This window comes from Bacillus sp. 220_BSPC (genome assembly GCF_001054655.1).
GTDB lineage: Bacteria > Bacillota > Bacilli > Bacillales > DSM-1321 > Peribacillus > Peribacillus frigoritolerans.
In genome coordinates, this window is sequence record NZ_JVPL01000135.1 from 1 (window position 1) to 25,197 (window position 25,197).

The 25,197-nt window shown below is 40.7% G+C and carries 26 protein-coding genes; 20 read left to right on the top strand and 6 right to left on the bottom strand.

Features of this window, described 5'->3' with window-relative positions; genetic code table 11:
* Positions 1-116: 116 nt before the first annotated feature.
* From ADA55_RS08740 to phoU, 7 genes are all read left to right on the top strand, one after another.
* Positions 117-1,337 carry an MFS transporter gene (locus tag ADA55_RS08740; protein ID WP_048682129.1) on the top strand — a complete coding sequence of 407 codons (1,221 nt, stop codon included), beginning with the start codon at positions 117-119 and terminating at the stop codon, positions 1,335-1,337.
* A 193-nt stretch (positions 1,338-1,530) separates the two neighbouring features.
* The gene (locus ADA55_RS08745; protein WP_048682132.1) at positions 1,531-3,699 is read left to right on the top strand and encodes a peptidoglycan D,D-transpeptidase FtsI family protein; all 2,169 of its coding nucleotides are present in this window, start codon (positions 1,531-1,533) and stop codon (positions 3,697-3,699) included.
* A 210-nt stretch (positions 3,700-3,909) separates the two neighbouring features.
* Positions 3,910-4,875 carry a PstS family phosphate ABC transporter substrate-binding protein gene (locus ADA55_RS08750; protein ID WP_034308431.1) on the top strand — a complete coding sequence of 322 codons (966 nt, stop codon included), beginning with the start codon at positions 3,910-3,912 and terminating at the stop codon, positions 4,873-4,875.
* A 138-nt stretch (positions 4,876-5,013) separates the two neighbouring features.
* Positions 5,014-5,913, top strand: coding sequence for a phosphate ABC transporter permease subunit PstC (gene pstC / locus ADA55_RS08755; protein ID WP_048682191.1), 900 nt, complete (start codon positions 5,014-5,016; stop codon positions 5,911-5,913).
* A gap of 3 nt (positions 5,914-5,916) precedes the next feature.
* A complete protein-coding gene (gene pstA, locus ADA55_RS08760) occupies positions 5,917-6,795 on the top strand; it encodes a phosphate ABC transporter permease PstA (RefSeq protein WP_048682136.1) in 879 nt (292 codons plus the stop codon).
* A gap of 21 nt (positions 6,796-6,816) precedes the next feature.
* Positions 6,817-7,638: a phosphate ABC transporter ATP-binding protein PstB gene (gene pstB / locus ADA55_RS08765; RefSeq protein ID WP_048682195.1), complete on the top strand. Its 822-nt coding sequence runs from the start codon at positions 6,817-6,819 to the stop codon at positions 7,636-7,638.
* 19 nt (positions 7,639-7,657) lie between these two features.
* Positions 7,658-8,311 (top strand): phosphate signaling complex protein PhoU, encoded by a 654-nt coding sequence (gene phoU, locus ADA55_RS08770; protein WP_048682139.1) that lies wholly within the window; start codon positions 7,658-7,660, stop codon positions 8,309-8,311.
* Positions 8,312-8,379: 68 nt separating this feature from the next.
* On the opposite strand, the gene ADA55_RS08775 is transcribed toward phoU, so the two are convergent.
* Both ADA55_RS08775 and ADA55_RS08780 read right to left on the bottom strand, forming a co-directional pair.
* Positions 8,380-8,832: an endolytic transglycosylase MltG gene (locus ADA55_RS08775; protein ID WP_048682142.1), complete on the bottom strand. Its 453-nt coding sequence runs from the start codon at positions 8,830-8,832 to the stop codon at positions 8,380-8,382.
* A 2-nt stretch (positions 8,833-8,834) separates the two neighbouring features.
* Complete coding sequence (locus ADA55_RS08780) at positions 8,835-9,215, bottom strand: hypothetical protein (RefSeq protein WP_048682145.1); 381 nt, start codon at positions 9,213-9,215, stop codon at positions 8,835-8,837.
* 425 nt (positions 9,216-9,640) lie between these two features.
* Between ADA55_RS08780 and ADA55_RS08785 the strand changes: the two genes are divergently transcribed.
* From ADA55_RS08785 to ADA55_RS08800, 5 genes are all read left to right on the top strand, one after another.
* Entirely contained in the window at positions 9,641-10,249 is a 609-nt protein-coding gene (locus ADA55_RS08785) for a hypothetical protein (RefSeq protein WP_034308418.1), read from the top strand.
* A 117-nt stretch (positions 10,250-10,366) separates the two neighbouring features.
* A complete protein-coding gene (rpmG, locus tag ADA55_RS28370; protein WP_028391797.1) occupies positions 10,367-10,516 on the top strand; it encodes a 50S ribosomal protein L33 in 150 nt (49 codons plus the stop codon).
* Positions 10,517-10,698: 182 nt separating this feature from the next.
* Positions 10,699-11,271: a 5-formyltetrahydrofolate cyclo-ligase gene (locus ADA55_RS08790; protein WP_048682150.1), complete on the top strand. Its 573-nt coding sequence runs from the start codon at positions 10,699-10,701 to the stop codon at positions 11,269-11,271.
* 76 nt (positions 11,272-11,347) lie between these two features.
* Entirely contained in the window at positions 11,348-11,536 is a 189-nt protein-coding gene (locus ADA55_RS08795) for a hypothetical protein (protein WP_034308414.1), read from the top strand.
* A 167-nt stretch (positions 11,537-11,703) separates the two neighbouring features.
* Positions 11,704-13,242, top strand: coding sequence for a rhomboid family intramembrane serine protease (locus ADA55_RS08800; RefSeq protein ID WP_048682154.1), 1,539 nt, complete (start codon positions 11,704-11,706; stop codon positions 13,240-13,242).
* On the opposite strand, the gene ADA55_RS08805 is transcribed toward ADA55_RS08800, so the two are convergent.
* The gene (locus ADA55_RS08805; RefSeq protein WP_048682157.1) at positions 13,237-14,094 is read right to left on the bottom strand and encodes a hypothetical protein; all 858 of its coding nucleotides are present in this window, start codon (positions 14,092-14,094) and stop codon (positions 13,237-13,239) included. The genes ADA55_RS08800 and ADA55_RS08805 overlap by 6 nt on opposite strands.
* 216 nt (positions 14,095-14,310) lie before the next feature.
* Here ADA55_RS08805 and ADA55_RS08810 point away from each other — a divergent pair, with 216 nt between their 5' ends.
* The 5 genes from ADA55_RS08810 (at position 14,311) to ADA55_RS08830 (ending at position 20,786) form a co-directional block, all read left to right on the top strand.
* Entirely contained in the window at positions 14,311-14,532 is a 222-nt protein-coding gene (locus tag ADA55_RS08810; RefSeq protein ID WP_048682161.1) for a YqgQ family protein, read from the top strand.
* Positions 14,533-14,534: 2 nt separating this feature from the next.
* Positions 14,535-15,506 (top strand): ROK family glucokinase, encoded by a 972-nt coding sequence (locus ADA55_RS08815; protein ID WP_048682164.1) that lies wholly within the window; start codon positions 14,535-14,537, stop codon positions 15,504-15,506.
* A gap of 150 nt (positions 15,507-15,656) precedes the next feature.
* Positions 15,657-17,510, top strand: a complete 1,854-nt coding sequence (locus ADA55_RS08820) for an LTA synthase family protein (protein WP_048682167.1) — start codon at positions 15,657-15,659, stop codon at positions 17,508-17,510.
* Positions 17,511-18,273: 763 nt separating this feature from the next.
* Entirely contained in the window at positions 18,274-19,440 is a 1,167-nt protein-coding gene (locus ADA55_RS08825; protein ID WP_048682170.1) for a M14 family metallopeptidase, read from the top strand.
* Between the two features lie 173 nt (positions 19,441-19,613).
* Positions 19,614-20,786 carry a hypothetical protein gene (locus ADA55_RS08830; protein ID WP_048682174.1) on the top strand — a complete coding sequence of 391 codons (1,173 nt, stop codon included), beginning with the start codon at positions 19,614-19,616 and terminating at the stop codon, positions 20,784-20,786.
* A 41-nt stretch (positions 20,787-20,827) separates the two neighbouring features.
* Here the strand turns inward: ADA55_RS08830 and ADA55_RS27950 are convergent, their stop codons facing one another.
* Positions 20,828-21,001 carry a DUF2759 domain-containing protein gene (locus ADA55_RS27950; RefSeq protein WP_034308396.1) on the bottom strand — a complete coding sequence of 58 codons (174 nt, stop codon included), beginning with the start codon at positions 20,999-21,001 and terminating at the stop codon, positions 20,828-20,830.
* Between the two features lie 233 nt (positions 21,002-21,234).
* Here ADA55_RS27950 and ADA55_RS08840 point away from each other — a divergent pair, with 233 nt between their 5' ends.
* Positions 21,235-21,861, top strand: a complete 627-nt coding sequence (locus ADA55_RS08840; protein WP_048682180.1) for an MBL fold metallo-hydrolase — start codon at positions 21,235-21,237, stop codon at positions 21,859-21,861.
* A gap of 307 nt (positions 21,862-22,168) precedes the next feature.
* Positions 22,169-23,269, top strand: a complete 1,101-nt coding sequence (locus ADA55_RS08845; protein ID WP_048682197.1) for a class I SAM-dependent methyltransferase — start codon at positions 22,169-22,171, stop codon at positions 23,267-23,269.
* A 52-nt stretch (positions 23,270-23,321) separates the two neighbouring features.
* Here ADA55_RS08845 and ADA55_RS08850 read toward each other — a convergent pair whose 3' ends face one another.
* Positions 23,322-23,564, bottom strand: a complete 243-nt coding sequence (locus tag ADA55_RS08850; protein WP_034308393.1) for a DUF2626 domain-containing protein — start codon at positions 23,562-23,564, stop codon at positions 23,322-23,324.
* 85 nt (positions 23,565-23,649) lie between these two features.
* Positions 23,650-24,351 (bottom strand): helix-turn-helix transcriptional regulator, encoded by a 702-nt coding sequence (locus ADA55_RS08855; protein ID WP_048682184.1) that lies wholly within the window; start codon positions 24,349-24,351, stop codon positions 23,650-23,652.
* 215 nt (positions 24,352-24,566) lie between these two features.
* On the opposite strand from ADA55_RS08855, the gene ADA55_RS08860 reads away from it, so the two are divergent.
* Positions 24,567-24,947, top strand: a complete 381-nt coding sequence (locus ADA55_RS08860; protein ID WP_048682187.1) for a Spx/MgsR family RNA polymerase-binding regulatory protein — start codon at positions 24,567-24,569, stop codon at positions 24,945-24,947.
* Positions 24,948-25,197 lie beyond the last annotated feature (250 nt).

The window sequence follows — 25,197 nt, forward strand, 5'->3', positions numbered from 1 at the left end:
GCTTCTCTGTCATCGCCATCCTGGCTCGCCAATCGAAGAGTTTTCTTTACCTTTTTTTACATAAATTCTTTTGTTTTTTCAAACACTAGAGTGGAATTTAAAGGAGAGTTAAAACAATGGGTATTTTAGAGAGATGGTTGGGTGAAGCGGGCGGGAAGAAGGATTTGCACCTCCTTTTGTTTATTGGCGGGCTGTACAGCCTAAGTATTGCTTTATCCAATACATTCGTTAATGTGTACTTGTGGAAACAATCCGGTCAAATTGTTGATATTGCCGTATATAATCTAACCGTGGTGCTTTTTCAACCGCTTACTTTTGTCTTTGCCGGCAGGCTCGCGAAAAAGGTTGACCGAATCATTGTTTTGCGTCTGGGTGTTATCTTTTTGGCCCTGTTTTATTTATCGGTCCTATTGGTCGGCACACGGGCAACGGATTTCCTTTGGTTGCTTGGTGGGCTGTTAGGAATCGGTTATGGGTTTTATTGGCTTGCCTATAATGTCTTGACTTTTGAAATAACTGAACCGGAAACCAGGGATTTCTTCAATGGGTTTTTAGGGATTTTATCATCCATTGGGGGAATGGTCGGTCCGATTCTTTCAGGGTTCATCATTTCGAGGCTTGAGAAATTCACGGGATATTCCATTGTATTCGGGCTGTCTTTGCTATTGTTTTCCGTTGCGGTTTTTCTTAGCTTTTCGTTAAAAAGACGTCCGGCTCATGGCAGGTACTGCTTCTTTAGGATATTGCAGGAACGGAAAAATAATCGGAATTGGCTCTTGATCACTCGTGCTCACTTTTTTCAAGGGATACGAGAGGGCACATTCATGTTCATCATTTCGATTACCGTTTTCATTCAGACGGATAGTGAACTTGCCTTAGGGAGCTATGGTCTGTTAAATTCGGCCATATCATTCGTTGCGTATTTTTTTGCTTCACGATATATAAAACAGCCGATGCGCAAAAAGGCGATTCTTATTGGAGGAATCCTGTTGTATGCTGGGGTCTTATTGATTGCATTTGATGTCACATTCGGGAAGCTTCTCATTTATGGGGCAATTGTCGCAACCGCTTATCCTATTCTTTTGGTCCCATATATATCACTGACCTATGATATTATAGGCCGGGCCTGGAAAGCAGCTGAAATGAGGATTGAATATATCGTTGTCCGGGAATTGTTCGTTCATATTGGAAGGATTGTATCCATATCGGGATTCATACTTTCCGTCATGTTATTCGACCTAAAGCAATTACTGCCGATTTATCTGTTGATCGTCGGGGCAGGGCATACCGTGATATATTGGTTTGTACGGAAAATCGATATCATTGACCAAGATTGAAAAGAGGCCTTAGAGGCCTCTTTTCAATATACATGACTTACGGTTGTAGGATTTATGAGCCGTAAGTCACTTTTTATGTAAAGTTCGTTAGATGTTTAATATTTCTAGAACACTAAGGTAGAAAAAAAGACAAATGTTCTATAGAATAGTATAGGATCTATTATGACTATGTAAAAAGGATGTGTGGCTTAGTGTGAATAAAAAGAAAAAGAAAAAGACGCATGTGCCTTTCAGATTGAATATTCTTTTCTTTTTAGTGTTTGTTTTGTTTTCCGCTTTAATTTTACGCTTGGGTGTTGTACAGATTGTTTATGGTGATGATTACCGGCGTGAGATTGAAAGAACAGAGGAAGTGACCGTGAATAATTCGGTGCCCCGTGGGAAAATGTATGACCGTAATTTAAAACTTATGGTCGATAACCAACCACTGGATGCAATTACATATACACGAAAGCAAGGTACGAAACAAACAGAAATGGTGGAAACGGCTGAGAAACTCGCGAAGTTGATCGAAAAGGAAACGGACAAAGTGACTGAACGCGATAAAAAGGATTTTTGGATTTTGAAGAATCCAAAGCTGGCCGAGAAAAAGATTACCGATAAAGAGCGGAAAAAAGTGGAAGAGGGCGAGATGGAAGAAAGTGATTTGTATAAGCTTCAGCTTGATCGGATTACTGAAAAAGAAACAAAGCTTTCGGAAAAGGATCTTGAAGTTCTTGCCATCTATAGGGAATTTGCAAGCGGATATGCCCTTACCCCGCAAATTGTGAAAAACAAGGAAGTAACAAAAGAAGAATTCGCCAAGGTGAGTGAAAACCTTGATTCGCTCCCAGGGGTCGATATATCTACAGATTGGGATCGTTTTTATACATATAATAAAACACTTAAATCTGTATTGGGTAAAGTTTCTTCATCTGAAGAAGGGTTGCCTAGCGAAAGCCTGGACTACTACCTCGCACGTGATTACAGCCGGAATGACCGTGTAGGTAAGAGTTATATTGAGGCGCAATACGAAGATATCCTTCAAGGGCAGAAAGCGAAAGTAAGGAATGTGACCGATAAATCAGGAAATGTCGTCGATTCTGAAGTGATTTCTGAAGGTTCACGGGGAAAAGATCTTATTTTGACAGTTGATATGGATTTACAGCTTGCTACTGAGGAAATCATTGAGAAGCAATTGATTGCCAAGAAAAAAATGGGTAACACCAAATTCTTGGACAGGGCCTTTGTCGTCATGATGGATCCCGATACAGGGGAAGTGTTGACGATGGCTGGCAAGAAATATGAGAAGGACCCAAAAACGGGGAAATCCTCCATTGAGGACTTCGCATTAGGAAATATCACGACTTCCTATACGATGGGTTCTGCGGTTAAAGGCGCTACCGTTTTAACCGGTTATCAGCAAGGTGCGATCCAGCCTGGTACGTACTTTTACGATACGAAGTTGAGAATCAAAGGTACACCGCCCAAAGGTTCATACAGTGACTTCGGGAACATAAATGATTTGACCGCATTGAAAGTATCTTCTAACGTTTATATGTTCAGGACGGCCATTAATATTGCAGGTGCGCATTATGTGCCAAATGAACCTTTGAACATTAGTTCAGGCGCGTTTTCAACCATGAGGAATTCATTTGCCCAGTTTGGCTTGGGTGTTCGCACGGGAATTGATCTTCCGAATGAAATGAGCGGATTCAAAGGTTCCGAAGTATCTCCAGGTAAGCTGCTTGACCTTGCTATCGGACAGTATGATACGTACACACCGATGCAGCTCGTGCAATATGTTTCAGCGATTGCGAATGGCGGTAACCGCATGAAGCCGCATATGGTTAAGGAAATCCGCGATCCGGTTGATAATAATGAGGAATTGGGACCTGTTGCCGAAGACGTTTCACCGACTGTCCTTAATCGTCTTGATATGAAGGAAGAATGGGTTGAACGTGTTCAGAACGGTTTTGAGAAAGTTGCGATGGAACAAGGCGGAACGGCCTATACCTACTTTGGGAATAAATCGTATACAGTGGCAGCTAAAACCGGGACGGCGGAAGCATTCTATGACGGCCCGAACCGGATGAATTATAGCGAGCCCCAAGAAACGATGAACATTACGCTTGTTGGTTATGCCCCAGCTAAAAATCCTGAGGTCGCTTTTGCGGTCGTTGTGCCGTGGGCATATCAAGGACATTCGGGCCATAGCATGAGTAAAGAAATAGGTGAAGAAATCATGGATACTTATTTCGAACTGAAAAAAGAACGGGCTAAGAAGGAAAATACCGAAACCTCGACCGATTTGAAGGTGGAGAATGGTAAAGACGTTCAAAAGGACCAGGCTGAAGTTAGAAAAAGCCAGGAAAATGAATAATAAAAGGTTAAAAAACACGTTTTTGGGTAAAACCGGAAACGTGTTTTTTTGCATTTTAAGAAAGGGATCAGCACAGTTCTTTCATCTTTACAATAAGCACACAATTATTTACTGAATATTTACAAATGCTTTAAACGGAATTTACAGTCTGAAAGTATGATGTGAGAGTAGGACAAAATATTCATATAAAATTCTTAGGGGGATTTACAAATGAGACGTTTCAAATTTATGGCTATGACCGCAGTAATGGGTGGAGTAATCGCAGTGGCAGCTGGATGTGGATCTAATGATACTTCAAACAGCGGTAAAGGAAATGAAGCGGCTTCAGATCAACTCAAGGGAGAAGTTATTACGGATGGTTCTTCAACGGTCTTTCCGATCATGGAGGCAGTTGCGGAAGAATATATGGCTACACAGCCTGATGTGAAGGTTTCAGTGGGAGCGTCAGGAACAGGTGGGGGATTCAAGAAATTCATCGCTGGTGATACGGACCTAGCCAATGCATCCCGCCCGGTGAAAGAAGAAGAAAGTGCCTTACTTGATGAAAAGGGTGTTGAATATACAGAATTGAAACTGGCATTTGACGGTATTTCAATCGTTGCCAATAAAGATAATGATTTCATCGATTCACTAACAGTTGAAGAACTTCAAAAACTGTGGATTGATAATGGAAAGGTGAAGAAATGGTCTGATATACGTCCTGAATGGCCGAACGAAGAAATTAAATTCTACTCTCCGGGAACAGATTCAGGAACATATGATTATTTCAATGAAGTGATCCTTGAAGAAAAACCAATGGTGGAAAATGCTACGCTTTCAGAAGACGATAACGTTCTTGTACAAGGTGTAGAAGGTGATAAAAATGCGATTGGATTCTTCGGTTATGCCTACTACTCTGAAAATAAAGATAAGTTAAAGATCATTTCCATCGATAACGGCAAAGGTGCTGTAGAGCCAACGCATGAAACGATTAAAAGTGGGGAGTATGCACCATTGTCACGTCCACTTTACACATATGTAGCTAATAAGTCGGTAGCTGAAAAAGAACAAGTTGCAGATTATACTCAATTCGTCATTGAAAATGCAGGAGAGCTTGCAGAAGAAGTGGGTTATATCAGCCTGCCGGAAGAAGAGTACCAGAAAGATCTTGATAAATTAAAAGAATTGGAAAAATAAACGATATTACAGGCTATTGAAATCCCGCCTTGACTCGATTAAGGCGGGGGTAACAGCTTGTAAATCCAAATATTGCGTGTCTGAAATGGAGGATGCAAGTTGGAACTTAGAAAAACAGAAACCTATTCTGTACAGCAAATGATTCTGGAAAAGAAAAGTAAGAAAAAAATCAATATGGAAAAAGTCATGCCTAAGCTTTTGTTCTTTACGGCGGCAATTTCCGTTTTTACTACAATCGGGATCATCCTGACCCTTATATTTGAAACATTCATCTTTTTTGACAGAGTATCCATCGTCGAATTTTTTACGGAAGCTAAATGGCTGCCATTTGCATCTGCACCTTCCTATGGGATTATGCCCCTTATTGTTGGAACGTTGAAGGTAACAGTCATAGCAGCGGTGGTTGCAGTTCCAGTAGGACTTGCAACAGCCATTTTCTTGAGTGAATATGCATCAGAGAAAACACGGAGAATCATCAAGCCGATTTTAGAAGTATTAGCTGGGATTCCTACTATCGTTTATGGCTTTTTTGCCTTAACTTTTGTAACACCGGTTTTGCGGGATTTATTTCCTTCCCTTGACATGTTCAATGCACTGAGTCCTGGAATCGTTGTAGGTATCATGATCATGCCGATGATAGCTTCTTTATCGGAAGATGCCCTAGTATCAGTGCCGAAGTCGATTCGCGAAGGTGCGTATGCTTTAGGAGCAACGAAACTTGAAACGACAATTAAAGTGGTATTGCCAGCCGCCATTTCTGGAATTGTGGCATCCATCGTTCTTGCTTTATCCAGAGCGATCGGGGAAACCATGATTGTGAGTGTTGCCGGTGGCTCGACCCCAAATATGAGCATGGATGTCACTTCATCGATTCAAACGATGACCGCTTATATCGTTCAGGTCAGTTCGGGGGATGCAGGGTATGGGACAACGATTTACTACAGCATATATGCGGTTGGAATGACACTGTTCGTCTTTACGCTTATCATGAATTTACTGGCGCAGTTCATCTCTCGCAAGTTCAGGGAGGAATATTAAGTCATGAAACTGATAAACAAAAGTCATGTTGCAAAAAAAATGCCTGCTAGGCTTGCTGTTAACACGATTTGTAAAGGATTATTCTTCTTGGCAACATTGGTTGGCCTCCTCGTATTGGCCATCTTATTTTATCGGATATTCACTCAAGGAATTGGTAGTCTGAATGGGGATTTCCTTCAGAATTTCGCTTCCAGGAAACCTGAAGAGGCTGGTATAAAGGCAGCGCTGATCGGTTCAATATGGTTGATGGTAGTGGTGGCCCCGGTTTCCCTGCTGCTCGGTGTTGGAACGGCCATTTATTTAGAGGAATATGCGAGGAAGAATTGGATCACCACTTTTATCAAAGTGAATATTTCCAATCTGGCAGGTGTCCCGTCAATAGTATTTGGACTACTGGGCCTAACGGTTTTCGTTCGTGCTCTTGCCTTGGACCGGTCCATATTGGCAGCGGGCCTGACCATGAGCCTACTCGTTCTCCCGGTCATCATAGTCTCTGCACAGGAGGCCATACGTGCCGTACCTCGTGATTTAAGGGAAGCTTCGTTTGGAATGGGTGCAACAAAGTGGCAAACCATTTTGAAAGTGGTCCTGCCTGCTGCGATACCTGGCATTTTAACTGGAGGAATACTTGCTTTGTCACGGGCAATCGGTGAAACGGCGCCATTGGTGGTGGTTGGCATACCAATGTTCATCGCCTTTTTACCTCAAACGGTCATGGATACATTTACAGTGCTGCCAATGCAAATCTATAATTGGACATCTCGTCCGCAGGAGGAATTCCAGCAGGTTGCTGCCGCGGGAATCATCGTTTTACTCATCCTGTTAATATTCATGAATTCAATAGCGGTTATAATTCGAAATAAATTCCAGAAAAGATACTGATAGGAGGAAGGAAGCATGAATATGACCTTAACGAGAGAAAAAGAGTCACCGGCTATCGAAATCGATAATGTCGGATCAGCTGCCTTGACGGAAAAGGTGTATGAAACATCCAATCTTAATTTATGGTATGGAGAAAACCATGCTTTGAAAAATATTAATCTGGATATGCACCAAAATGAAGTGACGGCCATCATAGGGCCTTCAGGATGTGGGAAATCCACCTACATTAAAACATTGAACCGAATGATAGAACTAGTCCCGGATGTGAAAACGACAGGACAGATTAAATATAGGAACCGGAATATCCTTGATCAGTCCTATAAGGTGGAAGATTTAAGGACACAGGTGGGGATGGTCTTCCAAAAGCCTAATCCCTTTCCTAAATCCATTTATGAAAATGTTGTATATGGACCAAAGATCCATGGAATTAAAAATAAAAAAATTCTTGATGAGATAGTCGAAAAGAGTTTAAAAGGGGCAGCCATTTGGGATGAAGTGAAAGACCGTCTGCATGAAAATGCATATGGACTTTCAGGTGGACAGCAACAGCGCCTTTGTATTGCCAGATGTTTGGCAATCGAACCAGATGTCATTCTAATGGATGAACCTACTTCTGCCCTTGATCCGATATCCACGTTGAAAATAGAAGAATTGGTCCAGGAACTGAAAAAGGATTTCAGCATCATCATCGTTACCCATAACATGCAGCAGGCAGCACGTATCTCTGATAGAACAGCCTTCTTCTTAAATGGGGAAGTCATCGAATATTCTGATACAAATACCATCTTCTCTAATCCGAATGATAAAAGAACAGAAGATTACATTACCGGACGTTTCGGTTAAGAGAAAAGGAGATGCGATAATGATCGTTCGTGAAAATTTCGAGCTTCAATTGAAAGAGCTGCAAGAGAAAATCGTGAAGTTGGCTAATTTAGCTTCAGGTGCCATATCAAAATCATATGCCGCACTGGAAAGCAATAATGTAGATGAGGCTCTTGAAGTTATTGATGATGATACAATAGCTGATTTACTGGAAGAGGAAATAAATGACTTTGCAATTTTACTGATTGCTAAGCAACAGCCGGTTGCGATTGATTTAAGGCGTATCATTGCTGCCATAAAAATCGCCTCGGATATTGAAAGGATGGCGGACTTTGGTGTGAATATCGCCAAATCGGCGATCCGAATCGGTGACCAGCCATTTATTCTGCCTTTAACACCATTAAAGCAGATGCATGATATTACATTAAAGATGATTCGACTTTCAATAGAAGCATTTGAGAAGGAAGATGTTGTTCTTTCAAGAGAAATCATTGAAATGGATGATGAGGTTGATCGCTTTTATGGAGAAATGATTCGAAGTCTCCTTCGCCTTTCAGATGAAAAAAACCTTCAGCAGGTTACGCAGCTTTCCCTAATTGCTCGATATTTGGAAAGGACAGCGGACCATACAACGAATATCGCAGAGAATATTTATTTCCTTGTAAGAGGGAGATATATCAGCAGGAATGAATGAACCTATCCTAATTGAAAAAAGAGAGGCTTTTTCTCGGACATAGTCCATTTAAAAGTCTCTCTTATTCATTAATGTGTCAAAGTATTGGCCAATTGTCTATATGTCATATTATTCGTAACAACAAACTCGCCGATTTGTATTTTTTTCGAGAAATCACGGTCATTCATGTAAGCTTCAAATTCATCAGCATCATCGATGATTTTTTCCTTGGAAAGGCGATCGGCAATCTCGGCTGTGGTCATATTCGTTTTCACTTTAATTATATAGGTAACGATGGAAGGTGCCTCTTTTGAAGCTTCCTCCTCCATTAAAACCTTATCCGGATCCTTTGGTTGGACGGTCTTTTTAGCTTCCTCGGTAGGAAGTGTAACGACGAATCCCTTCTTTACGAGCAATTCCTTAGCTTCCTCCGCAGTGGGAGTGGTGCCTTCGAACTTTCCGGTGCCATAATAAAAGGCAGCAAAGATTGTTGTTGTAAAAATGATGCCGGCGGAAAGACCTTGCAGTCTTGCTTTGTTCATTTTCATTCACCCCGCAATCTTTGCTGCTCGATCACTGAAATGGTTTGTTCCTTCGTTAACGAGGATTGTCTAGCGATCTGGTCCAAAGTGAGACCTTGACTATATAAAGATAGAACCTGGCTTTTTAGAATCTCATGTATGGGTTCGATATCATTGGAAGTGACAGTTGATTGATCCTGTACAGAGGGAACAGGGGCGTCCTGGATAACGAATGCCTCTTCAAGAACCTTCACCTTCTTCTTTAATTGGTAGATATCCTGCATATACGTTAGTGTCATCTGTTCTAAATCTTCTTCCAATTTGGCAACTTTATCTTTACCGAAAAAGGAAATGATGAGAAGGACGATCGCTAATGAAAAAAGAAGGACGATAAGTGTTTCCATGTTTTCACCTCAGAAGCTAATTTTCGACAATATACTTATATTTTACACATATTCGAAAAAAATTGGGGATTTTCATATTTTTATATTTTCGGAAGTAGGCAGTAAACTTTATTTATTGTCTGTTTTTTTCAAATATTGTCGAAAAGCGATGTGACCGTCGTTGATGAAAAAAAATTAGGCATGAAAATGGGAAAAAAACCTTTGAGAGATAACGTACATAAAATTCGACAAAATGTGTTTATTGTCCATCAGCCAATTCAGTGCTAACATAAAGATATAATAAATCGAAAAAACGAAATATTTTGAATTGTTAAAAATCAATGATCCTATAAGAAAATGGTGTGCAGAATTTAAAGTGGATAGTTTCACTGTCAGCGCCTAACGATAAGTAATATAAAGATAAAAGAAGGGGAAGGGATGATTATATGAATTCGCTATTCGCTTATATGCCACAGGATAACCAGGAATTATTTCGTAAGGGATTAAAGGCTGGATTATGGATGGATGAGAGTTTTGATTGGTATCCTGAGGAGGATATGATGAGTCATCCTAATGGAGAGATCCGGACACTTTCACAGACGTATACCCAAGGGCAGGTGACCTTTTCGAAGTTCACGATCAGGAATACCTCATTCGAGACCAAGCGCCCAAAAGTGTTTTTTCACTATGAAAACGCTTTCGAAAGGCAGGCGGTGGCTTTTTATAGCCCGAATGAACGGGCGATCTTACATGTAGCCCCTCAATCGATTGCCTTATTGGGTGGATTGGTGAAAGGAAAAAGCATCTCTCAATATTGCATCCAAGGTAAGGGAAGCCTTTATCAAGAAGGATGCTTCAAATCATTGAAAGAAGGTCTCCTGGCTTATTCACCGCTCGCCAAAGGGGAAGTTACCAGTGTGTTTACGCTAGAAACGGAAATCTTACCGAAAGAATGTGTGGAAGCTGTGGCTTGGGTCATTCATGCCGAAACGAAAGAAGAAGCGAAAGTTATAAATAATCAACTCCTCCTGACGATGCAAAACGTAAACAATTAAGAATACGAAAAAGTTATGTTGGATTTCCCGAAAAACATACTAGCAATTCGCATTGAATAATGATATTATAGAAAAGTCCTATGTGAAAATGTCAATATGTTTGGAGGGAAATACACTATGCGCGTGAATATTACATTAGCTTGCACTGAATGTGGAGACCGTAACTATATTTCTAAAAAAAATAAACGTAACAATCCAGACCGTCTTGAGCTTAAAAAATACTGCTCAAGAGAAAAACGCAGCACGACTCACCGTGAAACAAAGTAAGCAACAGGATTTTTCCTGTTGTTTTTTTTATGCATTTCTTTAAGTCCTTCTTTTCTCTCTTTCCTTTAGTGAATATTTTCACCAGAATGCACGAATGATTCGGCGATTTCCGACATCGTATTTTCGTAAATGGACAAATATTATGAGATAATGATAGAAGTAGACTAAAGGAGTCGGAAGAGATGAGAGAAAACAAGAATAAGCTCCGTCAAGAGGTTAAGTCCCGTTTAATGGAGCTGACTAAAGAGGAACATGAAGTACTATCCAACAGAATCGCTGAAAACCTATTTGCATTGGAGGAATGGAAAAATGCTGATACCATTGGCATCACCATCTCCATTCCGCCTGAAGTCCCAACGGTACGGATCATCGAACAAGCATGGAGCGAAGGAAAAGTAGTGGCTGTACCAAAATGTGATCCCGAAAAAAAGACAATGGAATTCAAAAAAATTTCGTCCTTCAATCAGCTCGAGTCTGTTTATTACGGATTGCTGGAACCAGTGGCTGAAACAGCCAAGGCCTGCAAAGAGGAATTGGACGCATTGATCGTACCCGGCCTTGCTTTTAACAAGGAAGGGTATCGCCTAGGCTTTGGAGGGGGCTATTATGACCGTTTCCTATCTAATTACCGAGGAGATACATTGGCCCTTACATACGAGCTTCAATTAATGGATGGACTCCCGATAGAGGTACATGATCTAGCGGTGGGCAAACTCATTACCCCATCCAGGGTTATACGCACGTACGCCCATTAAGAAGAAGTTCATTAATTATCACTTTTAGCTCATAAAAATCCTATCCTGTATCACACTATTGATAGGAGGGATTGTTATGCTTCGATTAATTATTCAAATCTTCTTGGTTGGTTTAGCTGTTTATGCAGGCTACAAAAACCGGTACCGCCTGATAAATGTTGCGCTGTCCAACGGCATTTTAAGAAGATTTCTAGTGACTAAATCCTTGGATATGCCAATGTTCAGGGATAAAATGATGCAAAGCATGTTCACTCAGACCAAATGAGGATGCCCGCATCTTGAAAAGGGAACCTGACCAGGGGTTCCTTTTTTTTATTTTTTAGGAGCGGGAAAACAGTCTCCTTTTTTACTTTTTACATGATTTCGTCTATAGTTTTAATTAAAGAACAGGAATTTTAGAAGCTTAAGTTTTATTGGAAAGTGGGGAAGGCATTGGGATTTAAAGAGGATTATTTTTTTTGGGAAACCATAAGGGAGTTGTCTGCCCATTACGATTATCGAATGATCACAGTCACGGAAAACCATCAGGAGATTTGGCTTGAGAGCGATAAGAATAAGGAGTTTCCAGTCATAAGACTCATCCGCCATGATTTGGATTGGGCTAATTGGCTGAAACGCGATATCGAGCGAACATTGCAGAATGGGGAAAGAATCAGAAGGAAATTATACAAAAAGCCCATAAAAATATTAAGTATCTATGTTAGTAAATTCGCCCCGGTCGATGATCATGACTTTAGTTCACGGGTGGCCTCCTTTAAAAAAACGAATGTCAACACGTTCCTTCTAACTTGTGAGAACTTTCATGATTCGTTGCAAAACCTTGAACATGTTTTGAAAAAACCACTTTCAATTCAAGTTCTTGAGGAAAATGAAATAGATGAGGAAAAGGTTCTTACAGTAAAGAAGAACGCCATCTCGGAGTCAGTCAAAAAGGCTAAGGCCGAACAGAAGGTATTCCAAAATGCCAATAAGCCATTCTTTACATATATATTCATGGCGGTACAAATAGCAGTGTTCATCTTGATGGAGTTTAATGGGGGCAGCACCAATTCCAAGACTTTGATTGAGTTTGGCGCTAAATTTTCCCCTTATATCATCCAAGGGGAATGGTGGCGGTTCTTTACACCGATGATCGTCCATATTGGGTTCATTCATTTACTGATGAATACATTTTCGCTGTATTTGATTGGTGCTGAAGTTGAAAGGATTTATGGTAATGCCAGGTTCCTATTCATCTATATATTCGCTGGTTTCGCTGGAACCCTGGGCAGCTTCATCATGACCCCGAACCTTTCCGCAGGAGCGAGCGGTGCCATTTTTGGCTGTTTTGGGGCACTTCTGTACTTTGGCATCGTCTATCCGAAATTATTCATGCGCTCGATGGGCTCATCGGTGATCGTGTTGATCATCATTAACTTAATATATGGTTTCACCGTTTCGGGAATTGACAATGCAGGGCATATCGGAGGTTTGATCGGAGGGTTTTTGGCCGCTGGAGTGGTACATCTGCCAAAATCCAGGAATATCTTTCGGCAGCTGGCTTTTCTGATCGGGACGGTAATACTGACCTATTCCCTGCTGCAATTTGGTTTCAATCATCAGGAAAGTGCAGCTATCGATGATAATACCATGGCAATGCTGGCCCAAAAGTATATTGATGATGATGAAGAGGATAAGGCGGAAGAGATGCTATTCAAATATGTGGAGTCAAATCCTGATGCACCGCTATCGCTCTTTATGCTCGGAAATTTATCTTTTGATAAAAAGGACATATACAAGGCCAGGGATTATTATGAAAAAGCGATTGAAAGTAATCCGGATTTGCATGAAGCCCATTACAATCTTGCCTTGGTCTACATGAATCTCGAATCATTCGATCAAGCTAAAGAGCAAGCTGATAAGGCTATTGAGCTTGCCCCGGATAATAAGTCATACATTAAACTACTGGAAGAAATCGAAAAGCAACTATAACTTTTGACGCAGCATGATTGGGGTACCGTCTTTCAGGATAAACAAGACAAGTATTTCCCTTTGATTCTTCGCCATAAGCAATAGGGGGATGGTGCTACCTTGTGGACTCACAGTGGAGCCATCCTCCTTTTTTACTCCCAACACATAATTTTTGTATAGTCCTTCCCATAGTTTTCCCACAATTTCTTCCCGTTTGAATTGGGGGAAGGCAGCAAGCCATTGATTTTTCTTTGAAGGCAGATCTGTTAAAGAAATGATTTTGTACTGATCAAGATTAACCTGAAAGGCTTCCCCGGCTTTCTCCAAACCATTTCGAACCGTTTGATCTGTCAAGCCGTCCAGCGTTTTTTTCCACTGAATCTGTTCTTCTGAAAGGGGGCGGTGGAAAAATTGAAAAACCGGTGTCGTTACTGTATAGAGTTTATCTTTACTGAGCTGCTGGGCACTGGTGAAAATGGTGTCACTTGGATGAACCTCGGCATAATGAAACGTTACAGCTTCATAACGCCCACTTTCGGATTCTTTATATTTCGCTTTTTGAGAGAGTTCTTGTTTATTTTGGCGCCAATTTTTTAAAGCGCCAGCCAATTTTCCATTTTTGTATAAAAGCGATACGTCCTGACGTAAGTAAGCAGGCTGATCCAACGTAGAATCCACCCTCCAAGTGATGGTATAGGTGGAATTCCCGGTACCTTTAGGTGTCAGGTTGGTGGAAGCATGTTCAAAATGGAGCGAGGAATCGATGGGAAAAAAAATGATGGTTTCCTCTGTCCGTTTATGATTTGATAAATAAAGGATGACAAAAATGGTGGTTAAAACCAAAAAGACGGTATACTTCAATTGTACTTTCATTTTTCCCCTCCGTTTTCACGCGTGATGATGAATGGTTTAAAATCATTAAGCTGTTAAATCAAATCAAAGGAGTCCACATTCTTGATATTTCATCATATGAATACAGTTGGACATGTATGAGGGGGATGGGGAAATTATCAAAAGAGGAAATGGGCGCTTGTTACAAAGGTGCTGATTCGATATACTTTCCTAAAGAAAAGAGTAAAGAGGTTTACTATGAAAACATATTATGATCTTCAACAATACTTGAAAAGATTTGGTACATTTATCTATATTGGCGATCGCTTAGCCGAGCTTGAACTGATGGAGGTCGAAATAAGGGAACTCCACCGTATGCAGATGATGGATACGAAAGATTATCAAATGGCGATTCTTTTAATCAGGCAGCAATTGTCTCTTGAAAGGGAAAAACAGAAAAAAATTGATAAAAAAAGGTGAGAATGATGGAAAAGTGGCTGATGGGTGTGGATTTAGGCGGTACAACTACCAAACTGGCTTTAATCAATTTATACGGAGAGATCATTCATAAATGGGAAATCAGCACGGACATCTCCGAAAAGGGAAAATACATTACGATTAACATAGCCAAAGCAATTGATGCGAAGCTCGTGGAACTTAATGAACCGAAGAGTAAGATAGTAGGGATAGGAATGGGGGCTCCCGGACCTGTGAAATTTGTTAACGGTTCCATATATGAAGCCGTCAATCTTGGCTGGAAGGACTATCCTTTAAAAGATTTATTGGAGGTGGAGACAGCTCTTCCAGCTGTGATCGATAATGATGCCAATATGGCAGCTTTGGGGGAAATGTGGAAAGGTGCCGGTAATGGAGCCAAAGACCTTGTTTGTGTCACTCTCGGAACGGGTGTAGGAGGCGGAATCATCCATAATGGCCAAATCGTCCATGGTACCAGTGGAGCTGCTGGGGAAGTAGGGCATATAACGGTCGTAACGGACGGAGGGGCACCATGCAATTGCGGCAAGACTGGTTGTTTGGAAACGGTTGCTTCGGCAACGGGAATCGTCCGTATGGCTTTAGAAGCCTTGAATGCCGCCGATGAAAAGTCATTGCTTCAGCAGAAAGTAGAAGAGGGAAATACGGTTACTTCCAAACTGTTATTCCAATGCGCCGCAGCAGGTGATCCCTTGTCCAAAGCTGTGGTGGATAAGGTAGGCAATTACTTGGGGCTGGCACTATCACATGTTGGGAATGTCATGAATCCAGATAAAATCGTCATTGGCGGGGGCGTTTCACAAGCGGGAGACATTTTGCTTGATACCGTTCGTTCTGCATTCGAGAAGTATGCATTCAAACGGGTTAGTAAATCAACGAAAATCAGCCTGGCCACTCTAGGCAATGATGCAGGGGTAATAGGTGCAGCCTGGCTCATTAAAAGCCAAATGAATACGTGATTCCATGCTGCCCTCTGGCAATCAGGGTAATAAGAAAAAAAGATGGATCTTCAAAGATAGTTCCCCCCTTCTGAGGGGGAGAACCATGACCCATTATTGAGGCGCTCTGGATCGCAGCTCCAGCGCTTCTTCGATGAGGAGGGACCAGGATTGAAAAGGGGCTTCAAAAAACAGGGATATTCATTGTTTTGGGTCGTATTGATTTCACTTTGGCTTAAAACATATATCGCCTATAAAACAAGTTTTGAGATAGATATTGATAATTGGATCCAGGAGTTCATACTATTCATCAATCCTGTCAGTTTCCTTTTACTTATACTTGGCGTGAATCTATTTTTTAAAGAAAATGGACGGACAGCATACTTATTGATCATGAGTTTTTTCATCACCTTCGTCCTCTTTGCCAATCTTGTTTTTTTTCGCTTTTTCAATGATTTTTTAACCATTCCCGTTCTTTTTCAAACGAGCAATATGAACGACCTTGGAAGCAGTGTACATGAATTGATCAATCCGAGTGATCTATTGTATTTTGCCGATATTCTGTGCTTGATGCTTCTGCTGAAATACAAACCAAAAACATTCCATGAAAGTCGATACAATCCCCAGGACCGTAAATTCTTTTTGTTAATGGCTTTAGGAGTGACATTTTTTAACTTGGCTTTAGCGGAAGCGGCGCGTCCTGAACTCCTGACAAGAACGTTTGACCGTGAAATCCTCGTTAAGAATATCGGTACGTACCATTATCACCTCTATGATGCAATATTACAGACGAAATCATCAGCTCAACGTGCACTTGCTGATGGCAGTGAATTGTCGGAAATCGAAAATTATGTCCGTGCCAATCAAAAAGAAGTTAATGATGAACTTTATGGTCTGGCAAAAGGCAAAAATGTGATTCTTATATCATTGGAATCCACTCAAAGCTTTGTCATCAATAAAACTGTCAACGGGGAAGAAATCACTCCTTTTCTGAACCAATTCATTAAAGATAGCTATTATTTCAATAACTTTTATCACCAAACCGGCCAGGGGAAAACATCCGATTCAGAATTCATTATTGAAAATTCCCTCTATCCTTTAGGTAGAGGTGCAGTATTTTTCACTCATGCCCAAAATGAATACAAAGCCACACCTGAAATCTTAACGGAAAAAGGTTACTATACGGCTTCCTTGCATGCCAATAATAAAAGCTTTTGGAATCGTGACATAATGTACGATTCTCTTGGGTACCAACGGTTTTATGATAGTGATGAATACAAAGTGTCTGAAGGGAATTCCATCAATTGGGGTTTGAATGATAAATCGTTCTTCAAGCAATCTATTTCTCACTTGAAGAGGATGCCTGAGCCTTTTTATGCCAAGTTCATAACGTTAACCAATCATTTTCCATTCACTTTGAATGAAGAAGACCGGACATTGGAACCTTACGATTCGAATTCCAAAACATTGAATCAGTATTTTCCGACCGTACGTTATACCGACGAAGCCTTGAAACAGTTTATCGGCGATTTGAAACGTAATGGATTATATGAGGATTCCATCATTGTTCTATACGGAGACCATTATGGAATTTCTGAAAATCACAACTCTGCCATGAGCCAGTTCCTTGGGAAGGAAATTACGCCATTCGAATCCATCCAGCTTCAGCGTGTCCCGCTCATCATACATGTCCCCGGGCAGAAGGGAAAAACGATTTCCACCGTTGCCGGCCAAATTGATGTAAGGCCGACTCTCCTTCATTTATTGGGAATTGAAAATGATGATTATATTGAATTCGGCAAAGATCTATTTTCCGAAGAAAAATTAGAATTCACCGTTCTTCGCGATAGCAGTTTCATCACGAAGGATTACCTCTATACGATGGATACCTGCTATGATAAAAAGACCGGGGCGGCGACTGCAAAGGATCCATGTGAGAAGTATTTGGAAAAGGCAAAGCAGGAGCTTGATTACTCCGACAAAATCATTTACGGGGATTTGCTCCGATTTTATGAGCAGCCTTGAAAAAGGAAACCTGGTGCAATCCAGGTTTCCTTTTGATTCTTTATTGGAATTGAAGCAGGTATAGAGAAACAGTTGACCTCTCTTGATTCGTCCACTTATTCTTGCCAATTAGGACGTGTCACTACTTTTGAGGATCTTTTCTTTCCGTACATTGTGCTCAAAAAAGAACTTGTTGCGCAATTATGTTTCGGTGATTGATACTCACTAATAAGTAACTGGTAATCGCAGGTGTTTTATAAGCTGCACGTGCGACAACAGCTTCCGGTTTTCCAACTCTCCCAATCAACTTTTCCGCTATAGAATTTTAGGATATTCCTGCCATATCACGTGTTACAATCGTGCCGACCACAAACTAAAGTAATCATTTCAAGCCGATATCAAGTTTTAATACTAAAAAAAGACGGTAGACAATCGTGTCCTATCTAAAAGTTAAAACAAAGTTGATTGGAACGTAAGGTGCGAGACTCCTGCGGGAAAAACGTGTCCAGGGGAGACCCCGCAGGCGCAAAGGCGCCGATGTGGCTCCCGGACCGCCTGCGGAAAGCGAGTGCCTGAAGAGGAAATGGACGTTCAAATTGCACAAACCCTAAAAAAACTGTAGGTGATTTTCAGCGAGTTTGTCTACTGAAACCCGGCGCAATCCAGGTTTTTTCGCTTTTTCAGGGAAATCAGTACCCCTTACAATTATGAAACAAGAGACTTCCTGAACATCTTTCTGTTTTTCCCTTCATAAAGATAAAACAATGAAAGGGGCGGAGGCTGAATGAAAGTTGTGAGCAGAAGCGGGGATGATTTGGCATATTACAGTCAATTGTTCCAAATTCCCCGGGTTTTGATTGAGGATGCCAATCCGGCCATTACTGGCGGTGTTTTGCCAAATGGCATCGAAGTACAGATACCTGGATACATTGTTCAGCAAGAGTCCCGGTTAGATATCGATTTTGCTGAAATCGCTTTACAATATCACCTGCCAATCGATGGGATAGTATTATTGAATCAAGATGGACAAAAGCCTTTTTCGGTACCCGTCCGGGTGATGAATCCCGTGATAGTCACCGACAAGCCCTACGAATATCAATCACTTCTTGACGATCTTGATGTTCTATCTTGTCATTACCCCTTTATTAAGGTTGAATCGGTAGGAAAGAGTGTGCTGGGAAAAGAACTCCTTGAGGTAAGAATCGGTCAAGGTGAAAAGATCATACATTATAACGGTTCATTCCACGCTAATGAATGGATCACTACTGCGGTTTTGATGAAATGGCTGAATGATTTTCTGCTGGCCGTAACGAATGATCGTACACTTTGCGGAATGGACTGTATGCCGTATTACCGGGATATGTCCATTTCGATGGTTCCAATGGTGAATCCGGATGGAGTCGACCTTGTCCTAAAGGGGGAGGAGGCGGCAGAGGGGAAGGTTGATGTTTTAAAAATAAATAATGGCAATCCTGCCTTTTATGCTTGGAAAGCCAATATCCGCGGTGTAGACCTGAATAACCAATATCCTGCTAACTGGGAGGTTGAAAAGCGCAGAAAGATTCCAAAAGCCCCTGCCCCGAGGGATTTTCCAGGAGAAACCGCGTTATCAGAACCAGAAGCATTGGCCATGAAGGAGCTGGCAATAAGACGGAATTTTGAAAGAGTGCTTGCACTTCACACCCAGGGAAAAGAATTCTATTGGGGATATGAGGGACATGAACCTGAACATGCAGCGAATGTTGCGAGGGAGTTTGAGGAGCGCAGCGGATATCGGGCCGTAAAATACGTTGACAGTCATGCTGGGTATAAAGATTGGTTCATTCAGGAATTCAAACGCAGTGGATTCACAATCGAACTGGGAAAGGGCATAAATCCGCTTCCGCTATCCCATTTGCCTGGTATATATGAAGATTCCGTCAAGATTTTGATGGCAGGACTATATATGTGATGCATTCCCCCTAAGGAATATACTTCCAAAAAAATATAAGATCATTATCCGCCACATTTTCTCTTTTTTACTTTATAATGAAAGAGAGTAAGGATTCGATTGATTAATCCTTACTCTCTTTCTAATGTCTCGCTCACATATGCCAGGCGTTTTAGTTTTGAAGTGGGAGGTGTGTGGAGATTAAAGTATCCAAAGCAGCACTTTGTATGCGGCTTTCCATTTGTAAGATGTTGTGTTTCGTCCCATTATTTATCTCCACTATCCTTCTTATCTCGGCTTGTGAGCCTTCCAAGGACCTTAGTAAACCCGTAAATGATTCGGAAAAAGAACACTCCCAATCTAACCAGGAAACTTCAGTAAGCAATTTAAAGGTACCGACCGCAGAAACGGAAAAAATCGAAGCCATTCTTGGATGGCTGGATTCAAAAACCATTTTATATTCTGTGAAGCGGGATGGTAATGAATTATCCCAGTTGATGGAATGGAATTTGGAAACGAATGAAACTTCCGTTTTCTATCAGCCGGCTTTTGCGTTTTCTGAAGTATCGATCAGTCCGTCTGGTACGCATATTTTGTTGTCGTCCTTTACCTCTTCGGATAAAGCATCAATCACAATACTCGATAGAACGGGGAATCCACTGTATTCCGTAGCGATCCCAGCCTATGAATTGGCTTATGAGTGGAATTCATTTAAAGATGGCCGGTTGTTTGTATCGAGCTTTTATGAAGATTGGACATACAGCAGTTATGTATTGAATCCAGATGAACAAACTATGGAAACTCTGGACTTTCCGCAGCCCTTTGCTCAATGGGCAAGTGAAAATGACTTGATGTTTTTGGATTGGGACAAAGAAGAACCTGCTTTGACGGCTCCCCTAGAAAAAAAAGCGCTGCATGGGGATGGGGCAGACAGCCTTATGCTCGATGTCATTCACTTTAAAAAAATGAAGCAAGCGCTGATGACGATTCAAGTGGAGACAGAAAAACAAGATCGGGGTACATATGCATTTTATGATCCAACAAACAAGCCGATCCACTCTTTTTCCGTGCCACTATTGAAAAGCTTTTCAGATTGGGTCATTCCATCCTATGATTTCATTGAAAAAAACAAGGAATTCATAACGTTTATTCCTAATGAATCAAAAGATGCGGACCAATATGAGGGAAGGTTTACCTTAACTAAATTAAATTGGGAAAAAGGCACACAAGAAGAATTGATGAAGGACATGGAAAATGAACCATTAAGCTGTTCGCTTGATGGCAACTTCTGCTTATATGGATATCAATTTGAGAAAATCATTGATATGAAAACCCATCAAATACAAAGATTGTTCAAACAAACATGATAACCTAAAACAAAAGCTCGCCGGATGGCGAGCTTTTTTCTTCAATGGGCAACAGGAAAACCGCTGTTGATGACTGTCATGACAGTGAACCAGCCAAACACGACTGCACTGCCGGCTGCAAAAATGAATCCTAAGAAGTTTCTCTTTTTTAATGAGGTAAACACAGCTGCTACTCCTAATATAGCCACAAGTCCGAAAACAACCATTAATATCATGTCAAAACCCCCTTTTTTCGTAATGAATACCTAATCCCTAATAATATACCCAGAGAATAAAGCAACTACCAAAAATATGTAGAAAAGATTGCATTTGTTAATATCTTAATATTTTTTCAATTATTTGTCGAGGTTTAATAGGTGACACTTCTATGACTTGAGTAAACTGGATTAACATTAGCAGCTTAATTAGTGTAAGATAAAGATAGAAAATCATATTGGAGTTGATGGAAATGAAATGGACACAAATTCCTCTAGGCCCGCTGCAAACGAATTGTTATGTAGTTTCCGATGGACAGGATTGCATCATTTTCGATCCGGGTGAAGAGCCACAGAAAATCATACAATACATACAAACAAAAAATTTAAAGCCTTTAGCGATTTTATTGACACATGCACATTTTGACCATATCGGTGCTCTGGATGCTATTCGGGACCATTATGGAATCCCTGCATATATTCATGAAAAAGAGGCCAAGTGGCTACTTGATCCCGCATTGAATGGTTCTCAAAACTGGTTCCCTGAAAGTCCAATGCGAATGAAGCCTGCCGATCACATCTTGGCAAATGAGCAAGAGCTTACTATTGGAGGATTCACTTTCGAAGTATTCGAAACCCCTGGACACTCACCAGGGAGCGTTTCGTATTATGTGAAGGACGAACGTCTCCTCTTTTCTGGGGACGTCTTGTTCCAAGGAAGCGTTGGCAGGACCGATTTAATAGGCGGAAGCGAGTCAGTGCTCTTAAATAGCATTGAAAAGAAGCTGCTGACACTTTCTGATGATGCTATCGTTTTTCCAGGTCATGGCCCTGTCACGACGATTCTGGATGAAAAGAATACTAATCCCTTTTTGAGATAATTACTTATACAGGTGCCGCTATGGCACCTGTTTTTTAAGTTCTTAATTATGTAAAAATATTGAAATGGGTCAATTCCGGAACTATACTGAATATAAAAAACAGGGTCTTCCCCAATGTGCATTTTTGAACCCTCCGCTGAAGTAATATTATTAAATTCATTTTGTGGATGCACTGTTATAACTGCGAGATAAAAATTTGGACATTTTGTGAACTGTAAATTTGTTTTCTGTATGAATGTCGTTAAAAAAACTTATTTACTGTGTTTTATAATAAGATGGAAAACTCATGGAGACGGAGGCTATTGTGTTGAAAAATCATTTAAAGGAATTGATTGCAGGAAGCCCGCAAAAAAGAATCTCCTATAATGACTATATGGATGCTGTTTTATATACGCCGAATATAGGCTACTATGCACGCGCAAAAGAGAAGATTGGCCCAAGAGGGGATTTTTATACGTCTGGCAATGTTGGCGATGCATTTGGGAGATCACTGGCGAGATGGTTCGTATATTTGATAAAAAGATGCGGAGTTTCACCAAGAATCATCGAGGTCGGCGCAGGGGACGGTAAACTGGCGTATGACATCCTCGTTTACATAAAAGAAACGGAACCGCAGATATGGGACTCTTTGACTTATATTCTTGTGGATGGCAGTCCATTTCATAGAAAGATTCATCAAGAACGTTTAGGGATATTCAAACAGGCAGTTTCTGCTGCCACTATAGAAAAATGGACGAATGTAAATGGAATCGTCTTTTCAAACGAACTTTTCGACGCGTTGCCTGTGTATGTCATTGAAAAGTATAAGGGAGCCTTGGTAGAGGTATTCGTCACTGAAAAGGAAGGCGATTTGGTAGAAGAGAGAGAACCTTTGGACAACCCTGACATTCTTTCTTACCTTACTGAACGAAAAATCACCTTACATGAAAAACAACGATACGAAGTTCCGCTAAACATGATCCGTGAATATGAGAAGATCGTTTCCTGTATCGAATCGGGTATTCTCCTTACAATTGATTATGGCTATACCGATAGGGAATGGAAGGAGCCAGCTCATCTTCAAGGGAGCTTGAGGGGCTATTATCGGCATCAAATGATTAAAGATGCACTTATGTATCCTGGTGATATGGATCTGACGACACATATCCATTTTGACACATTAATCGAGATTGGAAAAAGAAAGGATCTTTCCAATCAAGGGCTTTTTCTTCAAAATGAATTCTTGCTTAAAGCAGGGATACTAGAGGAATTGATGGGCCATCAAGGAAATGATCCATTCTCGAAAACGGCAAAGCGTAATCGGGCAATCCGGGGGCTAATCGTTCCTGGGGGATTTAGTGAACATTTCAAAGTGTTGCTTCAATCGAAGAATTTAGCAGATGATGTAAGGATCTTTCCTGAATGGTAACAAGTAAAAACCCATGAATCAAAATTCATGGGTTATGTAATATTGCTTGTTCTTAATGCGCAGCACCCGGAGTCATCATAAATACGCTCCAGTAGGAAAATCCTGCAAAGAAAACGGTAAGATAGGCGCCGAAAACATAAATATACATGCGCTCAGATAATTTCAAATAACTTAAAAGTACAAAAAAGATCGTTTGTGCAAAGAAAAGCAAAGACGTTTGATGCATATGGCCAAGATAAAAGAAAATGGCCATAATTCCTGTCCAAAATCCACATACTCTGAACATGCGTTCCATCCGAATCCCTCCTTATGTCTAGTCGTGTACATTCTAAATAATTATAAATGAAATTGTAAGGTAATGTAAAGGATGCCTTTTGTTTCTATGTGAGAACCGAAGCCTGGTATGAGCATGCTGCACAATTGGACATCATATTTTCTATTTCCACAATATTGACATTCTCAAACAAGGCTTCGAACATACCTTTTAAAAGTGAATTATGCATGGAGCAGATTGTTCCTGGCTCGACTTCAGTAACTTCCTTAAACGGGCAATTGAAGATACGGAAGGATATTTTATTTTCTTCTTCGCTTGCTTGTATTTCGGGAGATAACCCTGCAATGGTAGCCGCATTTTTAAGCATGTTGACTTTTTCCGCAAAAGCAAGCCGATCTACCGATGTCGAGTTCAGGGCTAGTTGCTGATTGATCAATTCCTCCCCGAATACTTTTCCCGTTTCATAAAGAGCCTGTTTTCCTTGTTCCCCTAATGTCATCATAGACTGGACGGCAATCTTTGCAAGCAGCTGATAATTCCTATATGGAAAATGAAGCTGTATGACTTTGTCAGATAATCGATAAAGTCTGCTTGGGCGACCGCCTTTCCCGGTCTTTCGGGAATTCGAGGTCAACATATCGATATCCTCAAGTTTTGACAAATGTAGACGGGCAACATTTGGATGGATGTTGAATGAATCGGCGATTTCCTGTACCGATACATCACCATGGTTGTTCACTATATGCTGATATATATAATATCTGGTGGGATCAGCTAACACGTTTGTTATTTTTAACGTTTGTTCCATTACACCCTCCTGCTATTCCATAGTTTACCTATGTCCATTATAATGCAGGCAGAAAAAAATGGAATAAGAGAAAGGGTAAACACTCTTTAGTTTAAAAAACGTTCACATTTAAAACGGTTTTATAAAGCAAATATGTATACATTAATTATACAAATGTTATACAATTATTGTATAGACTATAAATGTATACAAAATGTGAACGGGGAGTGATTAGTATGCCACAGTTAACTTTCTTTTCGTATCCAAGTTGTACATCTTGCCGCAAAACAAAAAAATGGTTAAGCGCCAATCAAGTTTCCTTCGATGAGCGACATTTATTCAGAGAGACTCCAACTGTAGCAGAGTTGAAAAGAATTCTTGAATTGACATCGGAAGGACTTGATGAAGTCTTGGCGACAAGAAGTGAAGCATACAAAGACTTACAAGTTAATATTGACGAAATGATGCTTTCTGATGTCATCCAATTATTAACAAAAGAACCGAAGTTATTAAGAAGGCCCATTCTCATAGACGGGGAAAAACTGGTCATTGGCCATAATGTAGATGCATTAAGAAATTTGGTTTCCCGGAGGCCTGATTTGAAAATGAGCATGTGAGATGATTCTCGAAGTTTTTTCGGGAATTTTTTTTATTATAAAGCAGGAATTTGTCGTGGATTGTCGAATCAATACAACAAGAAACATAGGAGGTGATGAATGAATTGATATCGATTGAAAAGACCGCAGAAAAAATACTAACCCGTGCCATCGTGGAGTCGGCATCGGATATCCACATTTTTTTTCGCGGAGAGGGGCCTCTCATCCAATTCAGGATAGACAATAAGCTTGTTCCCCAGGAAACATTATC

Coding starts and splice junctions, on each gene's coding strand:
- ADA55_RS08790 (WP_048682150.1), top strand. CDS start 10,699: ATGAGAGAAAACAAGAATAAGCTCCGTCAAGAGGTTAAGTCCCGTTTA.
- rpmG (WP_028391797.1), top strand. CDS start 10,367: ATGCGCGTGAATATTACATTAGCTTGCACTGAATGTGGAGACCGTAAC.
- ADA55_RS08855 (WP_048682184.1), bottom strand. CDS start 24,351: ATGGAACAAACGTTAAAAATAACAAACGTGTTAGCTGATCCCACCAGA.
- ADA55_RS08860 (WP_048682187.1), top strand. CDS start 24,567: ATGCCACAGTTAACTTTCTTTTCGTATCCAAGTTGTACATCTTGCCGC.
- ADA55_RS08785 (WP_034308418.1), top strand. CDS start 9,641: ATGAATTCGCTATTCGCTTATATGCCACAGGATAACCAGGAATTATTT.
- pstC (WP_048682191.1), top strand. CDS start 5,014: ATGATTCTGGAAAAGAAAAGTAAGAAAAAAATCAATATGGAAAAAGTC.
- ADA55_RS08775 (WP_048682142.1), bottom strand. CDS start 8,832: ATGAACAAAGCAAGACTGCAAGGTCTTTCCGCCGGCATCATTTTTACA.
- ADA55_RS08815 (WP_048682164.1), top strand. CDS start 14,535: ATGATGGAAAAGTGGCTGATGGGTGTGGATTTAGGCGGTACAACTACC.
- ADA55_RS08740 (WP_048682129.1), top strand. CDS start 117: ATGGGTATTTTAGAGAGATGGTTGGGTGAAGCGGGCGGGAAGAAGGAT.
- ADA55_RS08825 (WP_048682170.1), top strand. CDS start 18,274: ATGAAAGTTGTGAGCAGAAGCGGGGATGATTTGGCATATTACAGTCAA.
- ADA55_RS08795 (WP_034308414.1), top strand. CDS start 11,348: ATGCTTCGATTAATTATTCAAATCTTCTTGGTTGGTTTAGCTGTTTAT.
- ADA55_RS08750 (WP_034308431.1), top strand. CDS start 3,910: ATGAGACGTTTCAAATTTATGGCTATGACCGCAGTAATGGGTGGAGTA.
- ADA55_RS27950 (WP_034308396.1), bottom strand. CDS start 21,001: ATGATATTAATGGTTGTTTTCGGACTTGTGGCTATATTAGGAGTAGCA.
- ADA55_RS08840 (WP_048682180.1), top strand. CDS start 21,235: ATGAAATGGACACAAATTCCTCTAGGCCCGCTGCAAACGAATTGTTAT.
- ADA55_RS08780 (WP_048682145.1), bottom strand. CDS start 9,215: ATGGAAACACTTATCGTCCTTCTTTTTTCATTAGCGATCGTCCTTCTC.
- phoU (WP_048682139.1), top strand. CDS start 7,658: ATGATCGTTCGTGAAAATTTCGAGCTTCAATTGAAAGAGCTGCAAGAG.
- pstA (WP_048682136.1), top strand. CDS start 5,917: ATGAAACTGATAAACAAAAGTCATGTTGCAAAAAAAATGCCTGCTAGG.
- ADA55_RS08805 (WP_048682157.1), bottom strand. CDS start 14,094: ATGAAAGTACAATTGAAGTATACCGTCTTTTTGGTTTTAACCACCATT.
- pstB (WP_048682195.1), top strand. CDS start 6,817: ATGACCTTAACGAGAGAAAAAGAGTCACCGGCTATCGAAATCGATAAT.
- ADA55_RS08850 (WP_034308393.1), bottom strand. CDS start 23,564: ATGGAACGCATGTTCAGAGTATGTGGATTTTGGACAGGAATTATGGCC.
- ADA55_RS08810 (WP_048682161.1), top strand. CDS start 14,311: ATGAAAACATATTATGATCTTCAACAATACTTGAAAAGATTTGGTACA.